Origin of the sequence: Plantactinospora sp. GCM10030261, from assembly GCF_042666615.1 — a bacterium.
Taxonomy (GTDB): domain Bacteria; phylum Actinomycetota; class Actinomycetes; order Mycobacteriales; family Micromonosporaceae; genus KBS50.
This window is the reverse complement of the sequence record NZ_JBHTDD010000001.1, coordinates 429,889-454,094: the sequence shown is the minus strand read 5'-3', so window position 1 is coordinate 454,094 and position 24,206 is coordinate 429,889. Positions and strand designations below refer to the sequence as shown.

26 protein-coding genes are annotated in these 24,206 nt (G+C 72.3%); 12 read left to right on the top strand and 14 right to left on the bottom strand.

The window, feature by feature from the left end:
* Positions 1 to 135 precede the first annotated feature (135 nt).
* Positions 136 to 1,560: a hypothetical protein gene (locus tag ACFQUZ_RS02265; RefSeq protein WP_377437115.1), complete on the bottom strand. Its 1,425-nt coding sequence runs from the start codon at positions 1,558 to 1,560 to the stop codon at positions 136 to 138.
* A gap of 178 nt (positions 1,561 to 1,738) precedes the next feature.
* Here ACFQUZ_RS02265 and ndhC point away from each other — a divergent pair, with 178 nt between their 5' ends.
* Positions 1,739 to 2,116, top strand: a complete 378-nt coding sequence (ndhC, locus tag ACFQUZ_RS02260; RefSeq protein WP_377437114.1) for an NADH-quinone oxidoreductase subunit A — start codon at positions 1,739 to 1,741, stop codon at positions 2,114 to 2,116.
* Between the two features lie 95 nt (positions 2,117 to 2,211).
* Here ndhC and folP read toward each other — a convergent pair whose 3' ends face one another.
* Entirely contained in the window at positions 2,212 to 3,081 is an 870-nt protein-coding gene (gene folP / locus ACFQUZ_RS02255) for a dihydropteroate synthase (RefSeq protein WP_377437113.1), read from the bottom strand.
* 108 nt (positions 3,082 to 3,189) lie between these two features.
* On the opposite strand from folP, the gene ACFQUZ_RS02250 reads away from it, so the two are divergent.
* Positions 3,190 to 3,813: a DivIVA domain-containing protein gene (locus tag ACFQUZ_RS02250; RefSeq protein WP_377437111.1), complete on the top strand. Its 624-nt coding sequence runs from the start codon at positions 3,190 to 3,192 to the stop codon at positions 3,811 to 3,813.
* On the top strand, positions 3,810 to 4,307 hold the full coding sequence (locus ACFQUZ_RS02245; RefSeq protein ID WP_377437110.1) for an SRPBCC family protein: 498 nt from the start codon (positions 3,810 to 3,812) through the stop codon (positions 4,305 to 4,307). Before ACFQUZ_RS02250 ends, ACFQUZ_RS02245 begins: the two co-directional genes overlap by 4 nt.
* Here the strand turns inward: ACFQUZ_RS02245 and ACFQUZ_RS02240 are convergent.
* Positions 4,252 to 5,196, bottom strand: coding sequence for a sterol desaturase family protein (locus ACFQUZ_RS02240; protein ID WP_377437109.1), 945 nt, complete (start codon positions 5,194 to 5,196; stop codon positions 4,252 to 4,254). The genes ACFQUZ_RS02245 and ACFQUZ_RS02240 overlap by 56 nt on opposite strands.
* Positions 5,197 to 5,384: 188 nt before the next feature.
* Here ACFQUZ_RS02240 and ACFQUZ_RS02235 point away from each other — a divergent pair, with 188 nt between their 5' ends.
* Together ACFQUZ_RS02235 and ACFQUZ_RS02230 are read left to right on the top strand one after the other, a co-directional pair.
* The gene (locus ACFQUZ_RS02235) at positions 5,385 to 6,002 is read left to right on the top strand and encodes a DNA-3-methyladenine glycosylase I (protein WP_377437487.1); all 618 of its coding nucleotides are present in this window, start codon (positions 5,385 to 5,387) and stop codon (positions 6,000 to 6,002) included.
* A complete protein-coding gene (locus tag ACFQUZ_RS02230; protein ID WP_377437108.1) occupies positions 5,999 to 6,574 on the top strand; it encodes a hypothetical protein in 576 nt (191 codons plus the stop codon). Before ACFQUZ_RS02235 ends, ACFQUZ_RS02230 begins: the two co-directional genes overlap by 4 nt.
* A gap of 10 nt (positions 6,575 to 6,584) precedes the next feature.
* Here ACFQUZ_RS02230 and ACFQUZ_RS02225 read toward each other — a convergent pair whose 3' ends face one another.
* From ACFQUZ_RS02225 to ACFQUZ_RS02210, 4 genes are all read right to left on the bottom strand, one after another.
* On the bottom strand, positions 6,585 to 7,826 hold the full coding sequence (locus ACFQUZ_RS02225) for a DUF1501 domain-containing protein (protein WP_377437107.1): 1,242 nt from the start codon (positions 7,824 to 7,826) through the stop codon (positions 6,585 to 6,587).
* Between the two features lie 13 nt (positions 7,827 to 7,839).
* Positions 7,840 to 9,135 (bottom strand): DUF1800 family protein, encoded by a 1,296-nt coding sequence (locus ACFQUZ_RS02220; protein ID WP_377437105.1) that lies wholly within the window; start codon positions 9,133 to 9,135, stop codon positions 7,840 to 7,842.
* Between the two features lie 152 nt (positions 9,136 to 9,287).
* A complete protein-coding gene (locus ACFQUZ_RS02215; protein ID WP_377437103.1) occupies positions 9,288 to 10,079 on the bottom strand; it encodes an enoyl-CoA hydratase-related protein in 792 nt (263 codons plus the stop codon).
* The gene (locus tag ACFQUZ_RS02210) at positions 10,076 to 10,930 is read right to left on the bottom strand and encodes a PaaX family transcriptional regulator C-terminal domain-containing protein (protein ID WP_377437102.1); all 855 of its coding nucleotides are present in this window, start codon (positions 10,928 to 10,930) and stop codon (positions 10,076 to 10,078) included. Before ACFQUZ_RS02210 ends, ACFQUZ_RS02215 begins: the two co-directional genes overlap by 4 nt.
* A 189-nt stretch (positions 10,931 to 11,119) precedes the next feature.
* On the opposite strand from ACFQUZ_RS02210, the gene ACFQUZ_RS02205 reads away from it, so the two are divergent.
* Complete coding sequence (locus ACFQUZ_RS02205; RefSeq protein WP_095563524.1) at positions 11,120 to 11,287, top strand: DUF3117 domain-containing protein; 168 nt, start codon at positions 11,120 to 11,122, stop codon at positions 11,285 to 11,287.
* A 157-nt stretch (positions 11,288 to 11,444) separates the two neighbouring features.
* Positions 11,445 to 12,989, top strand: coding sequence for a leucyl aminopeptidase family protein (locus tag ACFQUZ_RS02200; RefSeq protein WP_377437101.1), 1,545 nt, complete (start codon positions 11,445 to 11,447; stop codon positions 12,987 to 12,989).
* A 41-nt stretch (positions 12,990 to 13,030) separates the two neighbouring features.
* Here ACFQUZ_RS02200 and ACFQUZ_RS02195 read toward each other — a convergent pair whose 3' ends face one another.
* Complete coding sequence (locus ACFQUZ_RS02195) at positions 13,031 to 13,642, bottom strand: O-methyltransferase (protein WP_377437486.1); 612 nt, start codon at positions 13,640 to 13,642, stop codon at positions 13,031 to 13,033.
* 305 nt (positions 13,643 to 13,947) lie between these two features.
* On the opposite strand from ACFQUZ_RS02195, the gene ACFQUZ_RS02190 reads away from it, so the two are divergent.
* Both ACFQUZ_RS02190 and ACFQUZ_RS02185 read left to right on the top strand, forming a co-directional pair.
* A complete protein-coding gene (locus ACFQUZ_RS02190; RefSeq protein WP_377437100.1) occupies positions 13,948 to 15,255 on the top strand; it encodes a S1C family serine protease in 1,308 nt (435 codons plus the stop codon).
* A 78-nt stretch (positions 15,256 to 15,333) separates the two neighbouring features.
* Positions 15,334 to 15,810 (top strand): preprotein translocase subunit TatB, encoded by a 477-nt coding sequence (locus ACFQUZ_RS02185; protein ID WP_377437099.1) that lies wholly within the window; start codon positions 15,334 to 15,336, stop codon positions 15,808 to 15,810.
* 67 nt (positions 15,811 to 15,877) lie between these two features.
* On the opposite strand, the gene ACFQUZ_RS02180 is transcribed toward ACFQUZ_RS02185, so the two are convergent.
* From ACFQUZ_RS02180 to ACFQUZ_RS02170, 3 genes are all read right to left on the bottom strand, one after another.
* Positions 15,878 to 17,023, bottom strand: coding sequence for an Mrp/NBP35 family ATP-binding protein (locus ACFQUZ_RS02180; protein WP_377437098.1), 1,146 nt, complete (start codon positions 17,021 to 17,023; stop codon positions 15,878 to 15,880).
* 443 nt (positions 17,024 to 17,466) lie between these two features.
* A complete protein-coding gene (locus tag ACFQUZ_RS02175; protein WP_377437096.1) occupies positions 17,467 to 18,102 on the bottom strand; it encodes a DUF1003 domain-containing protein in 636 nt (211 codons plus the stop codon).
* A complete protein-coding gene (locus ACFQUZ_RS02170) occupies positions 18,095 to 19,345 on the bottom strand; it encodes a magnesium transporter MgtE N-terminal domain-containing protein (RefSeq protein ID WP_377437094.1) in 1,251 nt (416 codons plus the stop codon). The genes ACFQUZ_RS02175 and ACFQUZ_RS02170 overlap by 8 nt, the downstream gene beginning before the upstream one ends.
* A gap of 33 nt (positions 19,346 to 19,378) precedes the next feature.
* Between ACFQUZ_RS02170 and ACFQUZ_RS02165 the strand changes: the two genes are divergently transcribed.
* A complete protein-coding gene (locus tag ACFQUZ_RS02165; protein WP_377437092.1) occupies positions 19,379 to 20,251 on the top strand; it encodes a PhzF family phenazine biosynthesis protein in 873 nt (290 codons plus the stop codon).
* A 44-nt stretch (positions 20,252 to 20,295) separates the two neighbouring features.
* Here the strand turns inward: ACFQUZ_RS02165 and ACFQUZ_RS02160 are convergent, their stop codons facing one another.
* Positions 20,296 to 20,760 carry a hypothetical protein gene (locus ACFQUZ_RS02160; RefSeq protein WP_377437485.1) on the bottom strand — a complete coding sequence of 155 codons (465 nt, stop codon included), beginning with the start codon at positions 20,758 to 20,760 and terminating at the stop codon, positions 20,296 to 20,298.
* Positions 20,761 to 20,809: 49 nt separating this feature from the next.
* Positions 20,810 to 21,535, bottom strand: a complete 726-nt coding sequence (locus ACFQUZ_RS02155; protein ID WP_377437091.1) for an HAD family hydrolase — start codon at positions 21,533 to 21,535, stop codon at positions 20,810 to 20,812.
* 148 nt (positions 21,536 to 21,683) lie between these two features.
* Between ACFQUZ_RS02155 and ACFQUZ_RS02150 the strand changes: the two genes are divergently transcribed.
* Positions 21,684 to 22,604 carry a DMT family transporter gene (locus ACFQUZ_RS02150; protein ID WP_377437484.1) on the top strand — a complete coding sequence of 307 codons (921 nt, stop codon included), beginning with the start codon at positions 21,684 to 21,686 and terminating at the stop codon, positions 22,602 to 22,604.
* Positions 22,605 to 22,667: 63 nt separating this feature from the next.
* Positions 22,668 to 23,090, top strand: a complete 423-nt coding sequence (locus ACFQUZ_RS02145) for a VOC family protein (protein WP_377437089.1) — start codon at positions 22,668 to 22,670, stop codon at positions 23,088 to 23,090.
* Between the two features lie 206 nt (positions 23,091 to 23,296).
* Here the strand turns inward: ACFQUZ_RS02145 and ACFQUZ_RS02140 are convergent, their stop codons facing one another.
* Positions 23,297 to 24,124, bottom strand: a complete 828-nt coding sequence (locus tag ACFQUZ_RS02140) for an SDR family NAD(P)-dependent oxidoreductase (RefSeq protein WP_377437483.1) — start codon at positions 24,122 to 24,124, stop codon at positions 23,297 to 23,299.
* Between the last annotated feature and the right edge of the window lie 82 nt (positions 24,125 to 24,206).

Here is a 24,206-nt window from a genome sequence, read left to right as displayed (position 1 = left end):
GCCAACCTGCTCACCTTGAGAGCCTACGTCGGATCGGCCAGGGATCCGCCGGCAAGGTGGGTGGGACTGGGGGTCACTATCCGGACATACCGCGCGGTTGGCGCCGCACCCGGCTCAGCAGTAACTGGAATCACGCTATTCGCTGGGAACGGCTTCCTCGCGGATCGCGGGAGGCGCGCCGCCCATCCGCCGCCGCAGCGAGGTGGTGGCCAGGCCGAGGGCCAGCACCACCAGCAGCACCGACGCGCCGATCAACGCGATCGCGGTCTTCTGCACGCTGGACAGGCCGTCCCCGTCCCCGGCGTTGGTAAGCGACGGCAGGGCACCCTGGGATCCGGTGGGGCCGACGCCGGCTGGCGGGGTGACAAGCGCCGCCACCGCGACGATCCGGAAGCTCATCTGGACGGTCCGTGGGCCGCCGACACGTGGCGTGATCGTGCCGATCACCGCGCCGGAGAGCGGAGCGTTGCGTTGGGCCTCCTCGGTGGCGGCGACCGGCAGCCGAACCGTGCCGGTGGCGCCCGCCGCGATCGGGCCCAGATCGCAGCGGGTGCGGTCGTCACCGGCGGCGGCACAGCCCGCCGCGATGGTCGGGACGGTGACGCCCCGCGGCAGCACGACCTCGATGGCGCCCGCCGCGTCGACGGCACCGGTGTTGCCGAGCCGCACCTCCAGTGTCGTCGGCTGGCCGGTGATGTCGAAGCTGACCTCGCTGGCGGCCAGCGAGATCCCGGGCACCGGTGGACCGGGCGGGAACAGGACCGCGAAGCCCTGGTCGTCGCTAATAGGCTGGGCCCCCGGGTCATTCGGCACGGTGGAACTGACCCGGACCGACCCACTCAACGGCATCCGGCGCCACGCGTCACCGGCCACCCGCACCCGGACCCGGGTGCTGAACCGGTCTCCGGGGGCGACTGTCCACGCCGCGCACTGCCAGCCTTCCGCGCCGGCGGTGGCGCAGCCGGGGGTTCCGGCGTCGGTCAACCCCGGGGGCATCGTGTAGCCGAGCCGCATCGACTCGGCCACCTCGCCGGTGTTCGCCACGGTGATCCGCAGGTCGACGACGGTCGCCGGAGCAGACCAGTACTGCGGGCTGAGCGTGAGGTCGTCGGTGGTCACCGAGACGCCGCGGGCGGGCTGGTTGGGACGGCCGGGGCCGGGCTGGCTCGGCGGCCGGGGCGGCACCGGGCTCCTCGTCGTCGGGGTGGCGACCGGCGGAGTCGTGGTCGGCTCACCCTGCGGCGGACTCGTCGGCGACTCGGTGACCGGGGGCGGCGTACTTGGCGACGGGTTCGTCGGTGGCGTGCTCGGGGTGTCCGACGGGGCCGGTTCGGTCTGCGGCGGGCTGGTGGGCGTCTCCGGTTCGGGGGTTCCCTCGGGCCCGGCGGTGTCCGGTGCCGCGACCGGCTGGAGGTGAACGGTGTCGACCGGCTGGATCAGCGCGGCACCGACAAGCAGGCCAGCGACGATGACGCCGACGAGGGCCGCCGATCGGCCGCGCGGCACCGGCCGGCGTGCCGCTCCGGGCCGGCGTGCCGTCCGGACGTCGTCACCTGCCATGGATCCCCCCGCACGCTGAACGAGCCTGCACCCGGGTCGAGCACGGCCCCTCATTATTCGGGGATACTTGCCATCCAGCACTAGTCGGCAGACGAAACAACTTCGTAACGGATCGTTGTGTCATTGATGGGTCGCGCAGGGTGACTCCGCGCTGTGCCGGGAGCGGTAGGCTTCGGGCATGACCGGCTACCTCGGGTCGTACGCCACGCTCGGGCTGCTGCTGCTCGCCGGCGCCGCGGTCTTCGTCGTGGCCTTCACCGCCAACCGCCTGCTGCGGCCCGGCCAGCCCGCGGAACCACCGGGCAAGCGGTCCACGTACGAGTGCGGTCTCGACCCGGTTGGCGAGGACTGGGCCCAGATGCAGATCCGCTACTACGTCTACGCCTACCTGTACGTCCTGTTCGCGGTCGAGGCGGTGTTCCTGTTCCCCTGGGCAATGGTGTTCGACCGGCCGGGATTCGGGGCGACGACGGCGGTTGAGATGGCCATCTTCATCGCGATCGTCGCGTTGGGCATCCTCTACGCCTGGCGCAAGAACGTGTTGCGCTGGACCTGATCCCCTGTCCCGAGTTGATCAAGAGGTTTGCGTCGTCCGCGGGCCCTCCCATGACGCGAACCTCTTGATCAACAGGAAGGGGTCGGGGCTCCCAGTCAGGCGAGACCGCGTCGGGAGACCGCCGGTGGCCGATCGCCCCTGATCGTGGCCACCATGTCCAGCACCCGACGCGTCGGACCCACCTGATGGGCACGGAAGACCCGGGCGCCGAGCCAGGCCGACACCGCGGTGGCCGCCAGGGTGCCCTCCAGCCGCTGGTCCACCGGCAGGTCCAGGCTCTCCCCGATGAAGTCCTTGTTGGACAGCGCGACCAGGACCGGCCAGCCGGTCCGAGTCAACTCCGCGAGTCGCCGGGTCACCTCCAGCGAGTGCCGGGTGTTCTTCCCGAAGTCGTGAGCCGGGTCGATCAGGATGCCGTCCGGTCGCACCCCGAGCCGTACCGCCCGCGCCGCGAGTCCGGTGACCGTGGCCACCACCTCGGCCACCACGTCGGCGTACCCGATCCGGTGCGGGCGGGTACGCGGCGGGAGGCCGCCGGCGTGCGAGCAGACCAGCCCCGCGCCGGTCCGCGCGGCGACCTCGGCGAGCGCCGGGTCGAAGCCGGACCAGGTGTCGTTGATGAGGTCCGCGCCGGCCGCGACCGCCTCGGTCGCCACTTCGGCACGCCAGGTGTCGATCGAGATCACCACATCGGGGAAGGTTGCCCGCACGGCGGCGACCGTGGCCACCGTGCGGCGGATCTCCTCGGCCGGGGCCACCTCGGCGCCGGGTCCGGCCTTGACCCCGCCGATGTCGATGATCCGGGCGCCGTCCCGCACGGCCCGCTCGACGGACCGTAGCGCCGCGTCCGCCGCGAAGGTCGCGCCGCGGTCGAAGAACGAATCCGGCGTACGGTTGACGATTGCCATCACGGCCAACTCATCCGGCTGGAAAGCGGCGCCACCCAGGCGTAGCGCACCCGTCATCCGGCCCCTCCTCGACGATCATCGGCGGTGTCCTCGACGCTATCCGGGCCCGCCCGGTCCCGTGTGGCGGGCTACCCCCACCCGGGTCGGCATGCCACGATCGGGGCCATGGGTCAGCTTTTGCTCGTTCTGGCCGGCGCGTTGACTGTCGCGGCGGTGGTGTTCGGGGTCGCGGTGCTGATGACCGGGGGTGACTCCGGCCTCGCTCCGGCCGAGCCCGACGGCCGGGCCGTCCCGCTGCCGACCAACCGCCCGCTCCGGGAGGAGGACGTGGCCCATGTCCGTTTCGACACCGCGCTGCGCGGGTACCGGATGAGCCAGGTCGACCAGGCGATGACCCGGGCGGCGTACGACATCGGGTACAAGGACGAACTCATCGGTGTGCTGGAAGCGGAGGTCACCGCGTTGCGCGAGGGACGGATCGCGGACGCCGACACGCTGCGCGACGCGCGGGAGACGGCCGCCTCCGCCAGGACGACCGGGATCGGCACGGAGGCCGCGGCGGACCGACCGGCGACCGGGATCGGCACGGAGGCCGCGGCGGACCGACCGGCGACCGACGCGCTCCCGACCGTGCCGACCGGCGACCTCGCCGGGCCACGACCATCGGTTACGGGGGCCGGAACAGACGGCGAGCCCGAGGTGGAGACGCGCGACATGGCGGCGGCGGATCCGTTCGCCCGACCCACTGCGGACATGCGCGGCACCCCGCTCTGGACGGACCGGGCGTGACCGAGCCGACCGGCGCCGACGAGCTGCGCGCCGCCGCTGCGCCGGGTGCCGGTGAGGTGACCGCGACGGTCATCGTCAACGCCTCGGCGGACCGGGTGTTCGCCGCCTTCACCTCATGGGAACGCCAGGGCGAGTGGATCCCGTTCACCCGGGTCCGGGTGGTCGAGGGCGATGGGGGCGAGGGCAGCCGTATCGAGGCCGTTACCGCGCTGGGTCCGGCCATTCTGCGGGATGAGATGCGCGTGGTGCGGGTGGACCCGCCGTACGAGGTGCGGGTGGTGCACACCGGCGCGCTGCTGCGCGGTCCCGGCGTGCTGCGTTGCACCCAGATGGACCGGGAGCGCACGCAGGTGGTCTGGCACGAATGGTTCCACCTGCCCGGCGGCGCCGCCGGGCGGATGACCTGGCCGGTGCTCTGGCCGGGTTCCAAGGTGGGGCTCACCCAGGCCCTGAAGCGGCTGGCTCGGCTCGTGGAGAGAGGTCAGCTGCCCTGAGCGCGGCGTCGCCGGTCGTTGTCGTGCCGGTGGCGGTGACGCCGGCCGGAGCCGCGCCCGTCGCGGGCTGCCAGCCCGGCGGCCGGAACAGCACCCCCAGCCGGTTCCGCCAGCCGCGCACGGTACGCAGGTCGCGGCCGATGGCCGCGTACTCGTGGAAGGCCACCCGCAGCGGGTTGTAGCTGTTGATGTTCTTGGTGAGGCCGTAGACGCAGCGTTCCCGTTCGGGGGCGAACGAGCCGAACAGCCGGTCCCAGACGATCAGGATGCCGCCGAAGTTGCGGTCCAGGTAGCTGCCCTGTGAGGCGTGGTGCACCCGGTGGTGTGACGGGGTGTTGAACACCGCCTCGTACCAGCGCGGCATGCGGTCGATCCGCTCGGTGTGGATCCAGAACTGGTAGAGCAGGTTCACCGAGCCGAGGAAGGCCAGCACCGCGGGGTGAACGCCGAGCAGGATCAAGGGGATGTAGAAGATCCAGGAGGTGAGCCCGGTCCACGGCTGGCGGAGCGCGGTGGAGAGGTTGAACCGCTGCGAGGAGTGGTGCACCACATGGCAGGCCCAGAGGATGCGGATCACGTGGTGACTGCGGTGTGACCAGTAGTAGCAGAAATCCTGGGCGATCAGCAGCAACGGCCAGATCCACCATGATCCGCCGGCGCGCAGCGGGGTGAGCGCGTAGAGGACGGCGTAGGCGGCGGCGATCGGCACCTTCCAGAGCAGGTCCGCCCCGATACTGCCGAGTCCCATGGCCAGGCTGGTCGCGGTGTCGGCCCCGCCGTACCCGACCTCGTCGTCGTCGCGATGAAGCAGGTATGACACCCGTTCGAGGACGATGAGCAGCAGGAAGGCGGGGATCGACAAGGTGATGATGTCGGGCAGGTCGCGCACGCCGCACCTCCGTCGTACCGGCGGGTAACTATTGACGATAGGCACTGGCACCGGGCGAGGCAATGGCGTCGGTGGGGTGGCATAACGTGGGCACCGTGACGGATCTGGTGACCGGGACGGGCCCGGCGGCGGCTGGAGCGGGTGCGGCGGCGGCTGGAGCCGCCGGGTCGTCGACCGCTCCCGACGGGTTGGTGGTCGGCAAGGACGGGCTGGCCCGCTGCCGGTGGGGCGCCTCCACCCCCGACTACATGGCCTACCACGACGGCGAGTGGGGGCGACCGCTGCGCGGCGACGACGCCCTGTTCGAGCGGCTGACCCTGGAGGCGTTCCAGTCCGGCCTGTCCTGGCTGACCATCCTGCGTAAACGGGAGGCGTTCCGGCGGGCGTTCGCCGGCTTCTCCATCGAGACGGTGGCCCGCTACGGGGAGGCGGACGCGGCCCGGCTGCTCGCCGACCCGGGGATCGTGCGCAACCGGGCCAAGGTGGAGGCCGCGGTCGCCAACGCCCGGGCCGCGCTCGACCTGCCCGGCGGCCTCGCGGCTTTGCTCTGGAGTTTCGCGCCGCCGCCCCGGCCCCGGCCCACCAGCCCGACCGAGGTCCCGGCGCTGACCGCCGAGTCGACCGCCATGGCCAAGGCCCTCAAACGAGCCGGTTTCCGCTTCGTCGGCCCCACCACGGCGTACGCGTTGATGCAGGCCACCGGGATGGTGGACGACCACCTGGCGGGTTGCCATGTGCCGGCGAGCCCGCCGGAGCCGCGTGATGGGATGGGCGACATGACGGTGCGCGGCACGGAGCCGGTATGAGTGCCTGGGCGGTGGTGATGCCCACCGAGCGGTTCGAGGCGGAGCGGCTTGTCCAGCACGAGCTGTTGGAGCTGACCGGGCTGGACGGGCCGCACCGGCCTCGGCCCGGGGACGACGTTCTCATCGTTCGTGACGAGGAGACGCCGCTGGTGGTGGCGGTGGGCCGGGTCAGCCCGGTGACCACGGCCGCCACCCGGACGGACCCGGACGATCCGCTGGACGGGGAGGACGGCACGCTGGTCGTGGCGTACCTTCGGCGGGCGCTGGACCGGCCGGTCCCCGCGACCGGGCTGACCGTGACCGGCCGGGTCACCCCGATCGACGGGGACACCTACCGGCGGTTGGCGGCCCGCGTTCCGGCGCCGGGGGACCGCCGCACCTGGCTGGTGAGCCTGGACCTGCCGATCGAGGCCGGGTCGCAGGCCGAGGCCGTCCGGATCTTCTGGTCGTACGTCCTGGAACTGGGCCCACGCGAGCTGCCGGCATTCGTCTCGCCGGCCGGCGACGAGTTGGCCATGCAGGCGTTCGTCCTCGGCGCGGAGGCCAACCAGGACCCGGAGGAGGACGACTGAGCCGGCGGGCTCAGTCGAAAACCCCCGGAAGCCGACCGGACCAGCCGTCGAGAACGCGGCCAGGGTCGCTGCCCAGCACCCGTTCCAGCAGCGTGGCGTAGACATCCCGGAAGTCGGTGGTGAACTTCAGATCCCCGTCGTCCAGGTCGGTCAGGCTGGGCGGCTCGCCGTACAACCCGCCGCGTACTCCGGCGCCGAGCAGGAACACGTCGGAGGCCGTCCCGTGGTCCGTGCCGTCGGAGGCGTTGGCGCGTACCCGCCGGCCGAACTCCGAATAAACGGCGACCACCACCCGGCGACCGGTCTCGGTGCGACGCATCCGTTCCACGAAGCCGGTCAGCGCCTTGTCCACCTGGCCCAGCAGCACCGCCTGGAGTTGTTTCTCGTCGGCGTGCGTGTCGAAGCCGCCCAGCGACACCGAGAAGACCCGGCTGGCGGCGCCGGCCTCGACGCACTGAGCGACCAGGTCGAGCTGCGCGGCCAGCGGGGTGCGGGCGCCGCCGGTGGCGGTGGCGCCGCCGTCGCCGTTGTCGTCGTCGTCGGTCGATTCGGCCGCCTCACGGACCTCAGCGATCATCTGATTGACCGCGCGCAGGTCGGCGAAGCAGGCGGCGGCCCGCGCCTGGGCCGGCGATTCACCCGGGGACGCGGCGGCGAACGCGGCGGTCGTCGGATCCCGCTCGATCCGTCCGGCGGCCCGGCCGGTCACCGGTACCGCCGCTCCGGCGCTCCGCGCCCCGGCCAGCAGCGGCGGCAGCGCCGGCTCGAACGAGACGGCCAGGCGGGGATCGGCACCCGCGCCGTCGAGCCACCGACCCAGCCATCCGGTCGTGCCGGGTCGATCCGGTTGGGCGGTCTGCCAGATGTCCATCGAGCGGAAATGGCTCCGGTCCGGTCGCGGATAGCCGACGCCGCGGACGATGGCCAGCTCGTCCTGGCCGAACATCGCGTGCAGCCCGGCGAGCGCCGGGTTGAGTCCGACCTGGTCGTCCAGCCTGCGGATCTCCTCGACCGGGTACGCCAACTCGGCCCGGGCGGTCTGGTATGCGGGATCGGCGTACGGGATGACGGTGTTCAGCCCGTCGTTGCCGCCGTACAGCGTCACCAGGACCAACGTGTTGGCCGCGGGGTCGGCGTCTCCGCCGGTCTCCATGATGTCGGTGAGGGTGTAGGTGCCGGCACCGGCGGCCAGCGCGCCAGCCCCGACCACGCCGCTGGTGATCAGGAACTTCCGCCGGGTCAGGGCGTCCACGGTGCTCTCCCTCTCAGCAGACGGTGTACTCGGGGCTGACCAGCGCAGCCGCCACGAGCCGCCGCGGATCGCCGGACAGTGGGTCCAACGCGCGGCGACTGCGCTCGGTCCAGCGGTCCACGACCAGCAGCCGGGCCAGCGCGTCGAGCCGGCCCTTCGGCGGCGCGGCGGCCAACCGGCGCGCGACCGCGGGCGACATGGCTCCGGCGAACAGGTCGGCGAGACGCATCCGGGCCTGCAACGACGACGTGGTCAGCCACGCCGCACCGGCTGGCCAGCCGCCCACGCTCGGCGGCCGCAACGGCACCTGGTCCATCCCGGTCAGCCCGGCTCGCAGCTGCCGGCGTCGCTTGTCGTCCAGATCACCGGGGCTGACGCCGAGCTGCCGCATCGCCCCCACGGCCCATTCCACCGGCTGCTTGACGAGCTGGTTACGGGTGTCCGCGAACTCCGGGGCGGTGAGCACCCGCCGGAGTGCCGTCGGGACGTCGGTCGTGGCCCGCAGGGCCGGGGCCGGGTCGGTTCCGGCGAACCGGAACCACAACCGGTTGGTCAGGAAGGTCGCGGCCGCCGGTTGGTCGGACAGCAACTGGGCGTACGACTCGGCGGTGAACGGAGCGGTCCGGCCCAGGATCGTCTTGTCCGTCGGGTCGTGCCGCCGGGCCGCGAACCGCGCGCCGCCGGTGCGCCGGTCGATCGTCCAGCCGGTCAGCGCCCGGGCTCCGGCCTTCACGTCGTCCTCGGTGTAGTTGCCGATGCCGAGGACGAACAGCTCCATCAGTTCGCGAGCCAGATTCTCGTTCGGGGCCTTCCGGGTGTTCTTCTGGCCGTCCAGCCAGAGGATCAGAGCCGGGTCGCGGACCATGGCGGCGGTCAACGCGCCGAACGACCCGGAACCGTGCCGCCGGAACGTCTCCAACTGGCCGAACATCAGCTGTGCGGATTTGACCTTCTGCGCGCTGGTCGCCCAGTGACCGTGCCAGAAGAAGATCAGTTTCTCGGCGAGCTGGTGCTCGGCGGCCACCATCCGATCCACCCACCAGGCGAGCACCTGATCGACCTGGCTGTTCCGCTGCCTGTTGGCGGCCTGCCGTTGCTCGCGGCTCGGCCGCTGGGGGAGTGCGGCGTACGGGTCCGGCCCGAGCCGGGGCGGCGGAGTGGCGGTGGCCCCCCGGTCCGGCGGACCGCCGCCCAGCAGCCGGTCGATGGTGGGCAGCATCCCGGCCCGCTCCGCCGCGTCCACCTCGGCGGCGGTGGGGCCGAAGGTGGCGCGCCGGAGCAGATGCGCGACATCGTCCCGATCGGCCATGCGAGCGACTGTACGGGTGTTGTGTACGGATCAGGTAAGGGTCGCGTGCGGCCCTGGTTCGTCGTGGATCCGGAGCTGTCGGGGATCCGGAGCCGTCGGGGCTGACCGTGTCGAGCCTGACTCCGCGTCGAGCCTGACTCGCGGTCCACCTCTCAGTGGCCCTCGAAGACCGGCTTCCGCTTGGCTACGAACGCGGCGGTGGCGGCCCGGTGGTCGGCCGTGGCACCGCAGATGGTCTGCGCCTGCGCCTCGGCCGCCAGCGCCTCGTAGAGGGTGCCCGCGTCTCCGACGGAGAGCTGACGCTTGATCGCTCCGTACGCCACGGTGGGCCCGGCGGCCAGCCGGGCGGCCAACTCGTGTGCCTGCGGGAGCACCTGCTCGTCGTCATCGACCAGCCGGGTCAGCAGACCCAACCGCATCGCCTGGTCGGCGGTGACCGGCTCGGCGAGCATCAGCAGCTCGACCGCCTTGGCGTGACCGACCAGCCGGGGCAGCGACCAGGACGCGCCGGTGTCCCCGGCCAGTCCGACCCGGGCGAACGCCATCAGGAAGCTGGTGCCCGGCCCGCCGATCCGGAAGTCGGCGAGGAAGGCCAGCGAGGCGCCCGCCCCGGCGGCCATGCCGCGCACCGCGGCGACAACCGGCTTCGGCAGGTTGGCCAGTCGGGCGGCGATCGGGTTGTAGTGCGCCCGTACGGTCTCCAGCGGGTCGCCGGCCGCCGACTCCAGGCCGGCGGCGTGCTCCCGCAGGTCCTGACCCGCGGAGAACGCCGTACCCGCGCCGGCGAGCACCACGGCCCGGCAGGACCGGTCCTGCTCCAGTTCGGCGAGCGCGTCCCGGAGCGCCTCCTTGAGCGCCACGTCCAGCGAGTTCATGGACTGGGGGCGGTTCAGGGTCAGGGTGACGACGGCATCGGTGCGGTCGACGAGCAGGGGCTCGGTCACGGTTGGCGGATCCTTCGGTCAGGGGCACGGCGGCCGGCGGGCACTCGGGGACTGATCGTGGGACCGTTGCCCAGGCAGGCGTCGACGAACCGGTCGGCGGCCGGCCGGAGCCGGGCCGCGTGCCGGTCGAAGAACGTCGCCGCGCCGGTGCCCGGCCACCGCTGGGGCAGCAGTGCCGGCGGCAGCTGCGGATCCCGAAACAGGAAGGTACGCCATGCGTGCACCAGCCGGAACCGGACCGCGTACGCGTCCTCGTCGGTGCTGCGGGCCGTGACAGCGGCGACCAGCGGGCGCTGCTCTTCGACGAAGCCCTCGTACGCCTCGCCGATCTCGGCCAGATTCCAGGCTCGCCGGACCACACCCACCGCGCCGGGCGTGCCGGCCGCGTGGGTGGCGGTGAACCTTTCGAAGCGAACTCCGGACTCGGCGAGCACGTCGTCGACGTCATCGCTCGGTCGGGTGGCCACCCAGGTCCGCTCGTCGAGCATCCCGTACCCGAGGAAGCTCAGGTTGGCGCCGAGCCGCTGCCGTTCCCGCCGGTTACCTGGCCCGTCCAGGACGAGTAGGTCGAACCGTCCGTCCCAGCTCGTCCTGCCGGTGCGGTAGATGCGGCCGGCGGCCTCGTCCAGCCGGCGGGCCGCCTTGGGTGTGATCGAATATCCAGGTCCGCTGGCCAGTCGGAGCGGTTCCAGCCAACCCTGCCGGACCATCCGGGACACTGCCGTCCGTACCGCGGGTGCCGCGATTCCGAGCGGAGTTAGTAACCTGACCAGGGCGGCAACCGGCGCCCGCCCACCCCGCGGGCGGAGGTAGTCGCCATAGAGGTCGAAGAGTGCCGACCGTGCCTGCATGACCGCATATTGTGACAGTCATTCCGGATATATGCTAGGTGCTGTTACATCGAGCCCTACTCGGTTTGGGTCCGACGGTGTTCATCAGGGAAAATCGTTTGTCGACGCCGCGGGCTTCTGGCGCGGCAATGCTGGCGAAGTGGCTGTGGGGCAACCCACGGGCCGAATGAAGGTCTGAGGGGAGACGACATGGCGGCGATGAAGCCGCGGACGGGTGACGGTCCGCTGGAGGTCACCAAGGAGGGCCGGGGCATCGTCATGCGGGTGCCGCTGGAGGGTGGCGGCCGGCTCGTCGTTGAGATGACACCCGACGAGGCCAATGCGCTCGGTGACGCGCTGAAGGCCGCTGTCGGCTGACGATTGACGAAACGGTCCGGGCCCGCGCACAGCGGGTCCGGACCGTTCGCCGTGGGTGGGCTCGGGCGACCGAGCCGCGATTCTGACCCGGTGGACGTGGGCCGCTCGCCAACCAGGGCGGGGCGACCGCCACAATCACACGCGGAGGTATGTCGGGGTGCTGGACATCGGTTTCGTCGCCGAGCCTGTCGGGTTCGACGCGCTCGTCCTGCCGGTCCACCCCGGCGACCGGCAGGCGGCGTCCGACGCGCCGGCGGTCGAGTTGCTGCCCGGCCAGTTCCCCGTGCCGGACGACCTGCGGGCAGAGGCGACGGCGCTGTTGCCCGCCGTGGAGCACTCCGGCGCGGCCGGCGTCGCGCACGTATCCGTCGCCCCGTCCCGGGAACCGGTCCGACTGGTGCTGGTCGGCGTCGGCGACGGCGACGAGGCGGGCTGGCGGGCGGCCGGTGCCGCTCTGGCCCGCTCCGGCGCGACCGAGCGGACCGTCGCCGTGGCGCTGCCCCCCGACGCCGGTCCAGCCGTGGTGCGCGGCCTGGCCGAGGGGCTGTGGCTGGCCTCGTACCGCTTCCGGTTGCCCGGCTCCGACGACGCCGCACCCTCCGGTGGCCGGGTAATGCTGGCCGTGGCCGGGACGGAGGCATACGTCGACGCGTTGCGTACCGCACGCGTTACTGCGGAAATGACCTGCTTCGCCCGCGACTTGACCAACATGCCGTCGTCGGTCAAGAGCCCGGCCTGGTTCGCCGACCAGGTCGTCACGGCGGCCGACCGGCTGATCGTGGCCCACCAGCCGGGCGGTGGACCGGACGGCGAATCGGCCGGTGGACCGGACGGCGTGGCGGGCGGCCTCACCGTCACCGTGCGCGAGCCGGCTGAGCTCGCCGCCGCGGGGTTCGGTGGCATCCTCGCCGTCGGGGGCGGCTCGGCGAGCCCACCCCGCCTGGTCGAGTTGGACTGGCATCCCGAGGACGCGCGAACCCATGTCGTCCTCGTCGGCAAGGGCATCACCTTCGATACCGGTGGCCTGTCGATCAAGCCTCGGGACGCGATGAAGCTGATGCGCAAGGACATGGGCGGCGCCGCCGCCGTGATCGCCGCCGCGCTGGGTGCCGCTGCGCTGCGCCTGCCGGTTCGGGTGACCGCGCTGGCGCCGCTGGCCGAGAACATGGTCAGCGGCTCGGCGTTCCGGCCCGGGGACGTGATCCGGCACTACGGCGGTCGGACCAGCGAGAGCACCAACTCCGACGCCGAGGGCCGGCTCGTGCTCGCGGACGCCCTGGCGTACGCGGTCGACCGGCTCGCCCCCGACGTGCTGATCGACCTGGCCACCTTGACCGGTGCCAACGCCGTGGCCCTCGGAGCCCGCACCGGAGCCCTGTACAGCGAGAACCACGAGCTGGCCGAGTCCGTCCTCGGGGCGGGCGCGGCGGCCGGCGAGCACGCCTGGCGGATGCCCCTGCCCAGCGATTACGTCGAGTATCTGGCCAGCGAGATAGCTGATCTACACAGCTCGCCCGCCAAGGGGGCCGGATCGGTCATCGCGGCGCTCTACCTGCGGGAGTTCACCGGCGAGCTACGCGACCGCTGGCTACACGTGGACATGTCCGCGCCGTCATGGACCAGCAAGGACGACGCCGAGCTGGTCAAGGGCGCCACCGGCTGGGGCGTCCGGACCCTGCTCCGCTGGCTCGCCGACCGGTGAGGACACGCTCCAGGAGGCTCTTGCCACCCGGGTGGCTCTTGTCAACCGCGGCGGACGGCGGTGAGGAGTCCGTCGCCGGCCGGCAGCAGCGCGGCCACCCAGTCCTCAGATTCGCGGATCGCTTTGATCACTTCGCGGATCGTGACGGTCGCCACGTCCCGGGCGGCGGGATCACCGATCCGCCCGCCGGCCAGGGCACCGCTGAGCGCGAGCACCCCCCCGGGACGCAGTAACCGGAGCGCCGCGTCCGCGCAGGCACCGTACTCGGTGACGTCCGCGTCCACGAAGATCAGATCGTAGGCGCCATCTGCCAGTCGGGGTAGCACATCCAGCGCTCGCCCGGTGATGATCCGGGTGCGGCCGGCCGGATAGCCGGCCTCGATGAAGATCCGGCGCGCGATCCGCTGGTGCTCCGCCTCCACGTCGATGGTGGTCAGCACGCCGTCCCGGCGCATCCCGCGCAGCAGCCACACCCCGCTGACTCCCGTGCCGGTCCCGATCTCCACCACCGCCCGGGCGTTCCCCGCGGCGGCGAGCAGCCGCAGGGCAGCGCCCACTCCCGGCGTGACGGCGGTCAGGCCCACCTCGTGGGCCAGGCCCCGGGCCGTACGCAGGACGAGGTCCTCGGGGACGTACGCCTCGGCGAACTGCAGTGCCTGATTGGCCGTCGAGGCGACGGACCGGTCGAGCGTGCCGATGGGGCACCTCCGGGCGGCGGAAGGGTCGGGAGTGAACGCGAATCCGAGACGCTTACGAGACTAGGGGGTGCCGGCCCGAAACCGGCGGGTGGCGGGGCCCGGACCGGCCCGTGACGGTGGCCGGCCCAGGGGCAACCCCTGACTGCTCTCGCCTCATCCGTGTAATCCTGGATGCGGACACCGGACTCCGCGACCCGGGCGGCCGTCCTCGGCCGGGTGGATCATCGTATGTCCGGGATGGACTGGGAGGGGCACCGAACGTGACCGACGGCTGGAACTGGCGCCAGCCCGACAATGCCGCGCCGTCGCCCCACCGGCCGGTCGGCGGGGGCGCGTCCTCGACGCCCCACCCGTCGGCCGGTGATTCGCCCTGGTGGTCAGACGCCCTGCACGACCCGTGGCGGGACCCGCACGCGCCGGCGGCCATGGTGCTCCGGGCGCCGGGTACCGGAGTCGCCGAGCCGGAGCCGGTGATCGACCCGGACGCGCCGCGCTCCCGGCCAATGCGCATGGTGTTGCTGGTGGCGATCGTCACAGCCCTGCTGGCCGGTGCGTTGGGGGGCACGCTCGGGTACGCGTTCGCGGTCCGGGGCGGAGCGGGCACCGTGGCCAGCCTGGGTGCGCCGACGGGATCCGCTCCGCAGGCCGCCCGGCGCCCCCCGGAAAGCCTCGCCGGAGTGGCGGAGCGGTTGTTGCCGAGCGTGGTAACGGTGCGGGCGAATGCCGGTGGGGGGACCAGCGTCGGCTCTGGATTCGTGGTCACGGAGGATGGCTACGTGATCACCAATCAGCACGTGGTGGACGGGGTTCGAGGCCCGGCGACGGTGGAGTTCACCGACGGTTCCACCGCCCCCGCTACCGTGATCGGCCAGGACCCCGAGTCGGACATCGCGGTGATCAAGACGTCGCGTACCGGATTGACCCCGGTGGAGTTCGGCGACTCGGACGCGATCGCGGTGGGCGATCCGGTGCTGGCGATCGGCTCGCCACTGGCCCTGGCCAACACCGTGACCGCGGGAATCGTCAGCGCTGTCGACCGCACCATCCGGGCGGGTGAGCCGGGCGGTCAGGTTCGCTACTACGCGGCCATCCAGACCGACGCGGCGGTGAACCAGGGCAATTCGGGCGGGCCGTTGGTGGACGGCGCCGGCCGGGTGGTCGGCGTCAACTCGGTGATCAAATCGTTGTCCCTGGACGAGGAGCAGGCCGGAAACATCGGGTTGGCCTTCGCCATCCCGATCAACCAGGCGAAGCGGATCGCCACCGACATCATCGAGACGGGCAAGGCCCGCCGGACCGTGATCGGCGCCCAGGTCGGTTCCGACTCCGGGGCGAGCGTCGGCGCGGGCGTACGGTTGTCCAGCGTCGAGCCGGGCGGACCGGCCGCCGGGGCCGGCTTGAAGGCCGGTGACGTGGTGCTCAAGCTGGGCGGCCGGGTGCTGGCCGAACCGAGCGATCTGATCGCCCTGGTACGCAAGTACGCGCCCGGCTCGGTCGTGGCGGTCGAGTACCGCCGGGGCACCGGCCGGCAGACCGCCTCGGTGACGCTCGCGGCGGACGCCAAGTAGTGGGTCGCCAACCCCCTGCCGGTATGGGGGCCCTGGTGCGTAGGCTGGGTTGACCGCCGGACGTGGGGAGGGGGCGACATGTTCGAGAACCTGGGCGCGTTCGAGGTCGGGCTGCTTCTGCTGGTGGCTTTGCTGATCTTCGGGGACCGGTTGCCGAAGGTGATCAGCGACGGGCTCCGGATGGTGCGCAATCTTCGCAACATGGCCAACAACGCCACCGGTGACCTGAGCCGTGAACTCGGCACCGACATCAAGCTCGAGGATCTGCACCCGAAGGCGTTCATCCGCAAGCACCTGCTCAGCGAGGAGGACGAGGCGGCGATCCGCAAGCCGATCCAGGGGGTCTACGACAACCTGCGTTCGGACATCACCGGGGTGCACAACGAGCTGAAGGACGTGGCCGCCGCCACTGATTTCCGATCCGGTGGCACGAAAGAGTCAGCGGTCACCGGGTCCGGCACGGCCAGCGGCACCGGCGGTTCGGCGACCGGTGGGTCGGCGATCGGAGGAGCCACGGCGTCGGGCCGTGGCGGCTACGACGTCGACGCCACCTGACAAGAGCGGACCGCCTGGCCGGTCAATGCCCGGCGGGTCAGCGCCCGGCCGGTCAATGCCTGGCCGGTCAGCGCCCGGCGGGGCGCAGCCCGAGCGGCTTCCCGAGCAACGATTCCCGGCGTACGGCGAGCCGGTCTGCCACGGCCGCCAGCGCCCGGGAGGCCGGTGCCTCCGGGTCCGCCAGCACGATCGGGTTGCCGGCGTCGCCGGACTCGCGGACCCGGGTGTCCAGCGGCACCTGGCCGAGCAGCGGCACCTGCGCCCCCATCGTCCTGGTCAGGGACTCCGCCACGGTGGCGCCGCCGCCGGCTCCGAACACCTCCATCCGGGAGCCGTCCGGCAGCTCCAGCCAGGACATGTTCTCCACCACGCCGACCAGCCGTTGGTGGGTCTGCAGGGCGATGGCACCGGCCCGCTCGGCCACCTCGGCGGCGGCCGTCTGTGGCGTGGTCACCACGAGGATCTCCGCGTTGGGCAGCAGTTGGGCCAGGGAGATCGCCACGTCGCCGGTGCCCGGTGGCAGGTCGAGCAGGAGGACGTCGAGATCCCCCCAGTAGACGTCGGCCAGGAACTGCTGCAAGGCCCGGTGCAGCATCGGTCCGCGCCACACCACGGCCGCGTTCCCCGCGGTGAACATCCCGATCGATATCACCTTCACGCCGTGCGCCTGCGGCGGCATGATCATGTCTTCGACGCGGGTGGGTTGGCCGTCGGCACCCAGCATCCGGGGTACCGAATGTCCGTAGATGTCCGCGTCCACCACGCCAACCGACATTCCCTTCGCCGCCAGGGCGGCGGCCAGGTTGACGGTGACACTCGACTTGCCGACGCCGCCCTTGCCGCTCGCGACCGCGTAGACGCGGGTCCGCGAACCGGGCTGGGCGAAGGGGATGACCGGTTCCTGGCCCCCGCCACCGCGCAACCGGGCCTGCAGGGACTGGCGCTGCTCGGGGCTCATCACCCCAAAATCGATCTCGACGCCACTGACGCCGGGGACCGCGGCCACGGCGGTGGTGATGTCGGTGCGAAGCTTGTCCTTGAGCGGGCAGCCGGCGACGGTGAGCAGCAGTTCCACCCGTACGACGCCATCCGGGCCGACCTCGGCGGACCGGACCATCCCGAGATCGGTGATGGGCCGGCGGATCTCCGGGTCGTCGACGGTGGCCAGGGCGGCCTGGATCGCGTCCTGGATGGTGCTGGCGGGTGCAGACATGTCCGCAATGCTACGTCGCGCCGGTCGCCGGACCGGCGGCCGGCGGTGCTGGTGTGAGCGACGCGATGTCCGGGTTGCCGCCGTTCGGGTCCCGGTTCGGTCCGCCGCCCGATAGGTGAGAAACGCACCAAAGGGTGGCTGGACGTCGCACGCGTGCGGTGCGACCATCGAACAGGTACGCCGCGCGCCTGGCCCCTTGAGGCGCGCGGCGTTGTCTGTCTCGGCGGGCCTGCCCTGGCATGCTTACCCATCGCGCGCCGCAAGATCGACTCGACATCGGCGATGGTGGGGGGTAATGCCGCGACCAACCCCACTGGATCGCCGCAATCGAGTCGATCTTGGCGACAGCGGAGCCGGTGCATGGCGCCCGGAGGTCGGTGCGGGTGGAGCCGACGGCACCGGCCTGGCCAGCCCGGACGGCCTGGCGTGGCGGCGCGTGCGGGTCAGTCGCCGTCCAGTTCGTCGCGCGGCTCGTCCACCGGAGCGGACCGGCCACTGTCCATCCGCCGGTCGCTGTCCGCCGGAGTGGAGCGGCCGCCGTCCGTCCACTGGCCGCCGCCGACCCGTTCCGTCGCCCGGCGCTCCAGCCGTTGCCGCCGGCGCTGCTGCTCGTCCAGTTCCTCGATCAGCCGGGACAGCTCGGAGCGGATGAAGTCACGGGTCGCCATCTCGCTGGCCGCGAGCCGGAGCGAGGCGATCTCCCGCGACAGGTACTCGGTGTCCGCCTTCTGCATGGCGGCCCGCCGGCGGTCCTCCTCCATGGCCAGCCGGTCCCGCTCGGTCTGCCGGTTCTGTGCGAGCAGGATCAGCGGCGCCGCGTAGGACGCCTGCAGGGACAGGACCAAGGTCAAGAACGTGAAGGTGTACGGGTCGAAGCGCAGTTGGGGCGGCGCGAAGACGTTCCAACCCAGCCACACCGAGATCACCACGGTCATCACGACGATGAAGTTCGCCGTTCCCATGTACCGGGCTATCGCCTCGGACCAGCGGCCGAACGCCTCCGGATCGAACCGGGGCAGCCGGAACCGGCGGGGCTGACTCGGCTGGTCCAGCCGACTCGCGCGGCGTTGCTCAACCATCGGCCACGTCCCGGTCCCGCCAGTTGCGCGGCAGCGAATGGTCCAGCACGTCGTCCACCGTCACGGCGCCGAGCAGCCGGTTCGCGGTGTCCACCACCGGCATCGCGACCAGGTCGTAGGTCGCCATCCGGCGGGTGACCTCGGGCAGCGAGAGGTCCGGCCGCAACGGGTCGATGTCGTTGTCCACCACCCCGCCGAGCAGTTCCGCCGGCGGCTCCCGGAGCAGCCGCTGGAAATGCACGATGCCCAGGTATCGGCCGGTCGGGGTGGCCATCGGGGCACGGGACACGAAGACCTGCGCGGCCACCGCGGGCGACAGTTGTGGTTCCCGGATCCGGGCCAGCGCCTCGGCGACCGTCGCGTCCGGAGGGAGGATCACCGGCTCGGAGGTCATCACGCTGCCGGCCGTGCCGGGTGTGTACTTGAGCAGTTGCCGCACCGGGTCGGCCTCGTCCGGCCGCATCAGGTCGAGCAGCACGTCCTGCTCCGTCGGGGGCAACTCGCTGAGCAGATCGGCGGCGTCGTCCGGGTCCATCTCCTCCAGGATGTCGGCGGCGCGTTCCCGGTCCAGCGCCGCCAGGATCTCCACCTGGTCGCGTTCCGGCAGCTCACTGAGTACGTCGGCGAGCCGCTCGTCGTCCAGCGCGGCGGCCAGTTCGTTACGGCGGGCGTCCGGCAACTCCTGGAGTGCGTTGGCGAGGTCCGCCGGACGCATCTCCTCCAGCAACGACAGCAGGTGCGCGGTGCCCCGGGCCGCGTCCGGTGGGCCGAGCAGGCCACGCACATCGGTCCACTCCACCTGGTGCACGTTGCCGCGTCGGGAGAGTCGACCGGTCTGCTCGCGGATGGCGACCCGGTCCAGCGACCATTCACCGCCGCGGCTGCACTCCATCGCGACGTCGATCACCGTGCCACTGACGCCGGTCGGCTCGATCTGCACCCGCCGGTCGATCAGGTCGGCCAGCACGAGCAGTTCGTTCGGCCGTTTCGAGAACCGCCGCAGGTTGAGCGTTCCGCTGCCCAGCGCGACCGCGTCGGCGTCGATTGAGGTGATCCTGTTGATGGACAGGAAGATCCGCCGCCGCAGTGGCATCTCCGCGACGAGTCCCACCACCTGGGGTGCCCGGTTGGTGGTGCGCAGTCGCGCCACGGCGTCACGGACCCGGCCCACCAGTTCGCCGTTCGGGTCATAGACGGCGAGGCCGGCGAGTCGAGCGATGTACACCCGGGTCGGCGTGGTCACGTCGCCAAGCCTATGCGGCTAGGGTCGGAGCCCATGACGAGCCTGCCGTACGAGATCGTCGACGTCTTCACCGATCGCCCGTTCGGAGGCAATCCGCTCGCCGTGGTGTTCGACGCGGCGACACTGGCGACCGACCAGATGCTCGCCCTGGCCCGAGAGTTCAACCTGTCGGAGACGGTGTTCGTGCTGCCGCCGAGCCGGGCCGGCGCCACCTACCGGGCGCGGATCTTCACCCCTCACCGGGAACTGCCGTTCGCCGGCCATCCGAGCGCCGGCGCGGCGGTGACCGGGAGCCGGCGGGGAGTGTTCCCGGCCGGCGAGGTGGTCCAGGAGTGCGGGGCCGGCCTGCTGCCGATCGCGGTCGACGACAATCGGGCGACGGTGACCGGCGGCACTCCCACGATCGGCGACGAGCTGGACCGCGGTCCACTCGTGGAACTGGCCGGCCTGGGGCGGGAGGACCTGGCCGGGTCGTCGGCCCGCCTGGCGGGATGCGGCCTGGAGTTCCCGTACCTGTTGGTACGTCCCGAGGCGGTCGGCCGGGCGGTGGCCCCCGACCTCGCGTCGATGCGCCGGTACGGCACCGACTCGATGGTCGTCGCGGCCTGGCACCCCGCCGAACGGGTGGCGCACGTCCGGGTGTTCGCGGCGGGTGTCGGCGTACCGGAGGATCCGGCGACCGGCTCGGCGGCGCTGGGACTGGGGGTCTGGCTGGTGGCGGAGGGTCTGCTGGCCGCCGACGGCGAGTCCGCGTACACGGTCCGGCAGGGTGCGGAGATCCACCGCCCGTCGACCCTGGAGTGCTCGGTGATGGCTACCGAGGGTCGGGCGGTCGGTGCCACGGTCTCCGGCTCGGTGGTCCCGATCGCCCGGGGCGAGATCATCGTTCCGCCGTTCGTCGGCTGACCGGGCGGCCATGACGCCACAGATCCCGGCGTCGGCCGACTCGATCAGCGACGACGGACCCGATGCAGCCGGAACGGGCGTCGGGTGGGCCGGGCGGCCGGCGTCTCCCGCGGCTGTTCGGCGTGGGACGCGTCGGGCAGCGAGTCGCCCGCGGTAACCGGCGCGTCGGCCGGCGCGAGCCGGCTGAGCACGCATTCCGCGGCCCACCGGTCGACGAGTTCGGGAGCCGGCTGAGGTGAGTTCAGCCGCTTGGCCGCCACCTGCGGCGCCAGGCTCGCCCACTGTTCGTCGCCGGGCGTCACCCGGGTCACCTCCGCCGGCCAGCTGACGATCCGGCCACCGTGGTCGCCCCGCAGGGTGACCTCCGCGGAGCCGGCGGCGGCGAGGCCCGGCACCGCCTGCTCCCCGGGGCCGGTCACCACATACAGCGCGCTCTCCAGGGCCACGCACCAGACGGCGTACGCCGGACCGCCGTCGATGGCGACCCAGGCCACCGAGGCCTTCTTCATCGCCTCGTCGAGCAGCGGGACGGGCGTGGGGTCTGCGTCGGTCACCGCCTCATCCTGCCGCAGAACCGGTCGGGACGGCACCCGTTCCGATGCCGGTCAGCGCGAGGCGCGGCACCTCACACAGTGACACGATCGCCGGCCCGGTCCACTCCCGATCGGCGTCGAACACCAGGTGGGCGGCGAGGTCCGGGGCCGCCAGCCGGATCGCGGTGAGCCCGGCCGCCGTGGCACCGGTGAGTTCGCGGCTGCCGCCGTCGCCCACGTACAGGCAGCGCCGTGGCGGCACCCCCAGCCGTCGGCACGCGTCGAGAAAGATCTCCGGGTCGGGCTTGCACCTGCCCACCTGAACCGAGAACACCGTGGTGTCCAGCAGTGGGGCGATCGGCAGCGCCGGCAGGAAGTCGGGCAGCTCGTGTGTGCAGTCGCTGACCAGGCCGGTTCGCGTGCCCGCCCGCCGCAGCGCGCGCAACACCTCCGTCGCCTCGGGGCGCAACCGGGTGTCCGCGCGGACCGCGGCCAGCCGGTGCTCCCGCGCGGTCCGCAGCGCCGGACCGGTGGGCCGGCCACCGGCCTGCTCCCCGGCCCAGCGCAGGGTGGCCTCGGCATCGCCGAGGGCTCCGCTGGCCCGCAGGCGGAAGGACCGGTCGAGCACCTGGATCAGGGTGGCGGGGTCACAGCCGAGGGCGCGGGCGACCGCGGAATGGGCCGAACCGCGCCGGACGGCGTGGGTCAGCGTGCCGAAGAAGTCGAAGAGCACCGCCTGGTACGCGACCATCGCGCCGAACCTCCGTGAGGGTTCCGCCGCGTCGACGGAAGGCTACAGATGATCTTAGGTGCGGCCTAGATCAACTTGGTGCTCCCGCTGGCTGTGGTGATACTCGCTTGTGCGGCCGCGCTACTCCAATTCCTCGCCGAATTCCCACCTGTTGACAAGTGGGGCACTGGCGCTCGCCGTGCTGGCTGTGTCGTCGTCGGGCCCGCTCATCGCCTTCGCCGCCGCCCCGGCGCTGGCCGTGGCGTTCTGGCGTACCGCGCTGGCGGCCGGCGTGCTGACGCCGGTCGCGCTGTTCGGACGACGGGCGGAGATACGCCACCTGATCAGCCCGGCCGGCCGGTTGACCGGCTGGTTCTGCGTGCTGTCCGGAGTGGCCCTCGCGGCACACTTCGCCGCCTGGATGTCGAGCGTCAAGCTCACCACGGTCGCCGCCGCCACGGCGCTGGGCGCCACCCAGCCGGTGTGGCAGGGGCTGATCGCCGTCGGTCAGGGTCGCCGGCTGGCGCGCGTGGTCTGGGTCGGGATCGGGCTGGCGGTCGCCGGCGCCGCCCTCGCCACCGGCGCCGACCTCGGCACGTCCGGGCCGGCGGTGGTCGGTGACCTGCTGGCCGTCCTCGGTGGGATGGCGATCGCGGTCTACACCGCCCTCGGCGAGCGGGTCCGCGGCAGTCTCACAACCGTCACCTACACCACCATCTGCTACGGGGTCTGCGCCCTGCTCCTGCTGGCCGGCTGCCTGGCGGCCGGCATCCCGCTCACCGGTTTTGCCGATCAGACCTGGCTGGCCATCCTGGCGCTGGTGCTCGGCGCCCAACTGCTGGGTCATTCGCTGTTCAACTACGCCCTGCACCGGGTCTCGGCGACCACCATCAGCGTGCTCGTCCTGCTCGAGGTGGTCGGAGCGGCCCTGATCGCCTGGGCCTGGTTGGGACAGGTGCCCCGGCCCGCCGCCCTGCCCGGATTGGCCATGTTGCTGGCCGGCGTCGCAGTGGTGCTGGCCGGCGGAGCGCGGGCGGCCCGGCGGGCCGCCCGGACCGCCGATCTGGTTGGCCGGCGGCGTGCGGTCTGATCGGACGGCGGCGCGGGTCCGGCGCTCCGCGGAATCGTCGGGGTCTTCTTCTAGGCTCCCGGCATGGCGTACGACTTCCAGGTGACATTCGACGCGAAGGACCCGCACCCGCTCGCGGACTGGTGGGCCGAGACGCTGGGCTGGCGCGTCGAGCCCACCGATGAGGCCTTCATCCGGCGGATGGTCAACGAGGGTCAGGCGTCCGAGGACGACACGACCACCCACAACGGGGTGCTGGTGTGGAAGGTGGGGGCGGCCATCGTCCACCCCGACTCGGGCCGCCGGGTGCTCTTCCAGGCCGTGCCCGAGGCCAAGTCGGTGAAGAACCGGGTGCACCTCGATGTGCGGGTCGGTGAGGAGAACGTCGAGGCGGAGGTGGCCCGGCTGACCGCGCGCGGCGCGACGTTCCAGCACCGGGCGCGGCAGGGACCGTTCTCCTGGGTCACGCTGGCCGACCCCGAGGGCAACGAGTTCTGTGTCACCTAGGTCCGATTCAGGCGGGCTCCTCGAATCGCGCACCGGCTCCGCCGCCACAACGCCGGTCGCCGGCTCGACTTCGCCGATCTCACACCCGATGCGCTCGCCGACGCGATCACCGTCGAGCTGGGCCGAGAGGTCCGATACCGTCCCGTCGCCACCGACGGCGCCGCTCGCGCGGCCGCACTCCTCGCCGGACTTCTGTGATCACGCTGTCACGCGTCCAGCCCGACAGCCCTGGCGCTGGCCGCCCAGAGCCGGTCGGCCAGCGCCGGGTCGGTCGCTGTGCGGCGTGGGCGTTGTCGTCGCCGGTCGTGGTAGTACCCGCCGGGAACCAGCCGGGCCGGATCCTCGGTGGCGAGCCAGACCAGCGTCTCGGCGCCGCGTTCGGGGCTGCGCAGGAACGGTGCGAACCGCATCCCGAACGCCACCACCCGGTTGTCCGCGGCGAAGCGGGTCCGCACCACGCCGGGATGGAAGGCGTACGCCGACAGGTGCGGCCATCGCTCTGCCACCGCCACCGTGAACAGGATGTTCGCCTGCTTGCTGGTGCCGTACGCGCGGAACGCCCGATAGCGCCGGAGCGACGCGTTCAGGTCGTCCGGGTCCAGCGCACCGGCCCGATGCATGTCCGAGGCGGTGCCGACGATCCGGCCGACCCGGTCGGCGAGCAGGTTGGTGAGTAGGAACGGGGCCAGGTGGTTGGCCTGGATGCTCAGCTCGAAGCCGTCCACCGTGACGACCGGTTCGAGGGCGATGGCGCCGGCGTTGTTGGCCAGCACGTCGATCCGGTCGTACGCGGAGCGCAGGTTCTCGGCGAGCCGGCGGACGTCGTCGAGCACCGCGAAGTCGGCGCGGAACAGTTCCGGGGACCGGCCGCTGGCCCGGCGTACCCGGTCCGCGGCGGCGGTGAGGCGGGCCGGGTCCCGACCGACCAGCACGACCTCGTCGCCGCGGCGGGCCAGCGCGACGGCCGCGGCCAGACCGATGCCGGAACTGGCTCCGGTGATGACCACCCGGCGACGCTCAGTGAGATCTTCCACAGCGTCGTTCACCCCGGCCATGGCGTGAGGTTACCGTGGCGTCAACCTCGGCACCGGACCGCCGGTCAGGTGGATCTTGTGG

Excerpts from the sequence above, each read along its gene's own strand:
- ACFQUZ_RS02230 (WP_377437108.1), top strand. The coding sequence starts at position 5,999 with ATGAGTGCCTGGGCGGTGGTGATGCCCACCGAGCGGTTCGAGGCGGAG.
- ACFQUZ_RS02175 (WP_377437096.1), bottom strand. The coding sequence starts at position 18,102 with ATGGTTGAGCAACGCCGCGCGAGTCGGCTGGACCAGCCGAGTCAGCCC.
- folP (WP_377437113.1), bottom strand. The coding sequence starts at position 3,081 with ATGACGGGTGCGCTACGCCTGGGTGGCGCCGCTTTCCAGCCGGATGAG.
- ACFQUZ_RS02205 (WP_095563524.1), top strand. The coding sequence starts at position 11,120 with ATGGCGGCGATGAAGCCGCGGACGGGTGACGGTCCGCTGGAGGTCACC.
- ACFQUZ_RS02185 (WP_377437099.1), top strand. The coding sequence starts at position 15,334 with ATGTTCGAGAACCTGGGCGCGTTCGAGGTCGGGCTGCTTCTGCTGGTG.
- ACFQUZ_RS02160 (WP_377437485.1), bottom strand. The coding sequence starts at position 20,760 with ATGAAGAAGGCCTCGGTGGCCTGGGTCGCCATCGACGGCGGTCCGGCG.
- ACFQUZ_RS02155 (WP_377437091.1), bottom strand. The coding sequence starts at position 21,535 with ATGGTCGCGTACCAGGCGGTGCTCTTCGACTTCTTCGGCACGCTGACC.
- ACFQUZ_RS02265 (WP_377437115.1), bottom strand. The coding sequence starts at position 1,560 with ATGGCAGGTGACGACGTCCGGACGGCACGCCGGCCCGGAGCGGCACGC.
- ACFQUZ_RS02180 (WP_377437098.1), bottom strand. The coding sequence starts at position 17,023 with ATGTCTGCACCCGCCAGCACCATCCAGGACGCGATCCAGGCCGCCCTG.
- ACFQUZ_RS02165 (WP_377437092.1), top strand. The coding sequence starts at position 19,379 with ATGACGAGCCTGCCGTACGAGATCGTCGACGTCTTCACCGATCGCCCG.
- ACFQUZ_RS02145 (WP_377437089.1), top strand. The coding sequence starts at position 22,668 with ATGGCGTACGACTTCCAGGTGACATTCGACGCGAAGGACCCGCACCCG.
- ACFQUZ_RS02250 (WP_377437111.1), top strand. The coding sequence starts at position 3,190 with ATGGGTCAGCTTTTGCTCGTTCTGGCCGGCGCGTTGACTGTCGCGGCG.
- ndhC (WP_377437114.1), top strand. The coding sequence starts at position 1,739 with ATGACCGGCTACCTCGGGTCGTACGCCACGCTCGGGCTGCTGCTGCTC.
- ACFQUZ_RS02220 (WP_377437105.1), bottom strand. The coding sequence starts at position 9,135 with ATGGCCGATCGGGACGATGTCGCGCATCTGCTCCGGCGCGCCACCTTC.
- ACFQUZ_RS02210 (WP_377437102.1), bottom strand. The coding sequence starts at position 10,930 with ATGCAGGCACGGTCGGCACTCTTCGACCTCTATGGCGACTACCTCCGC.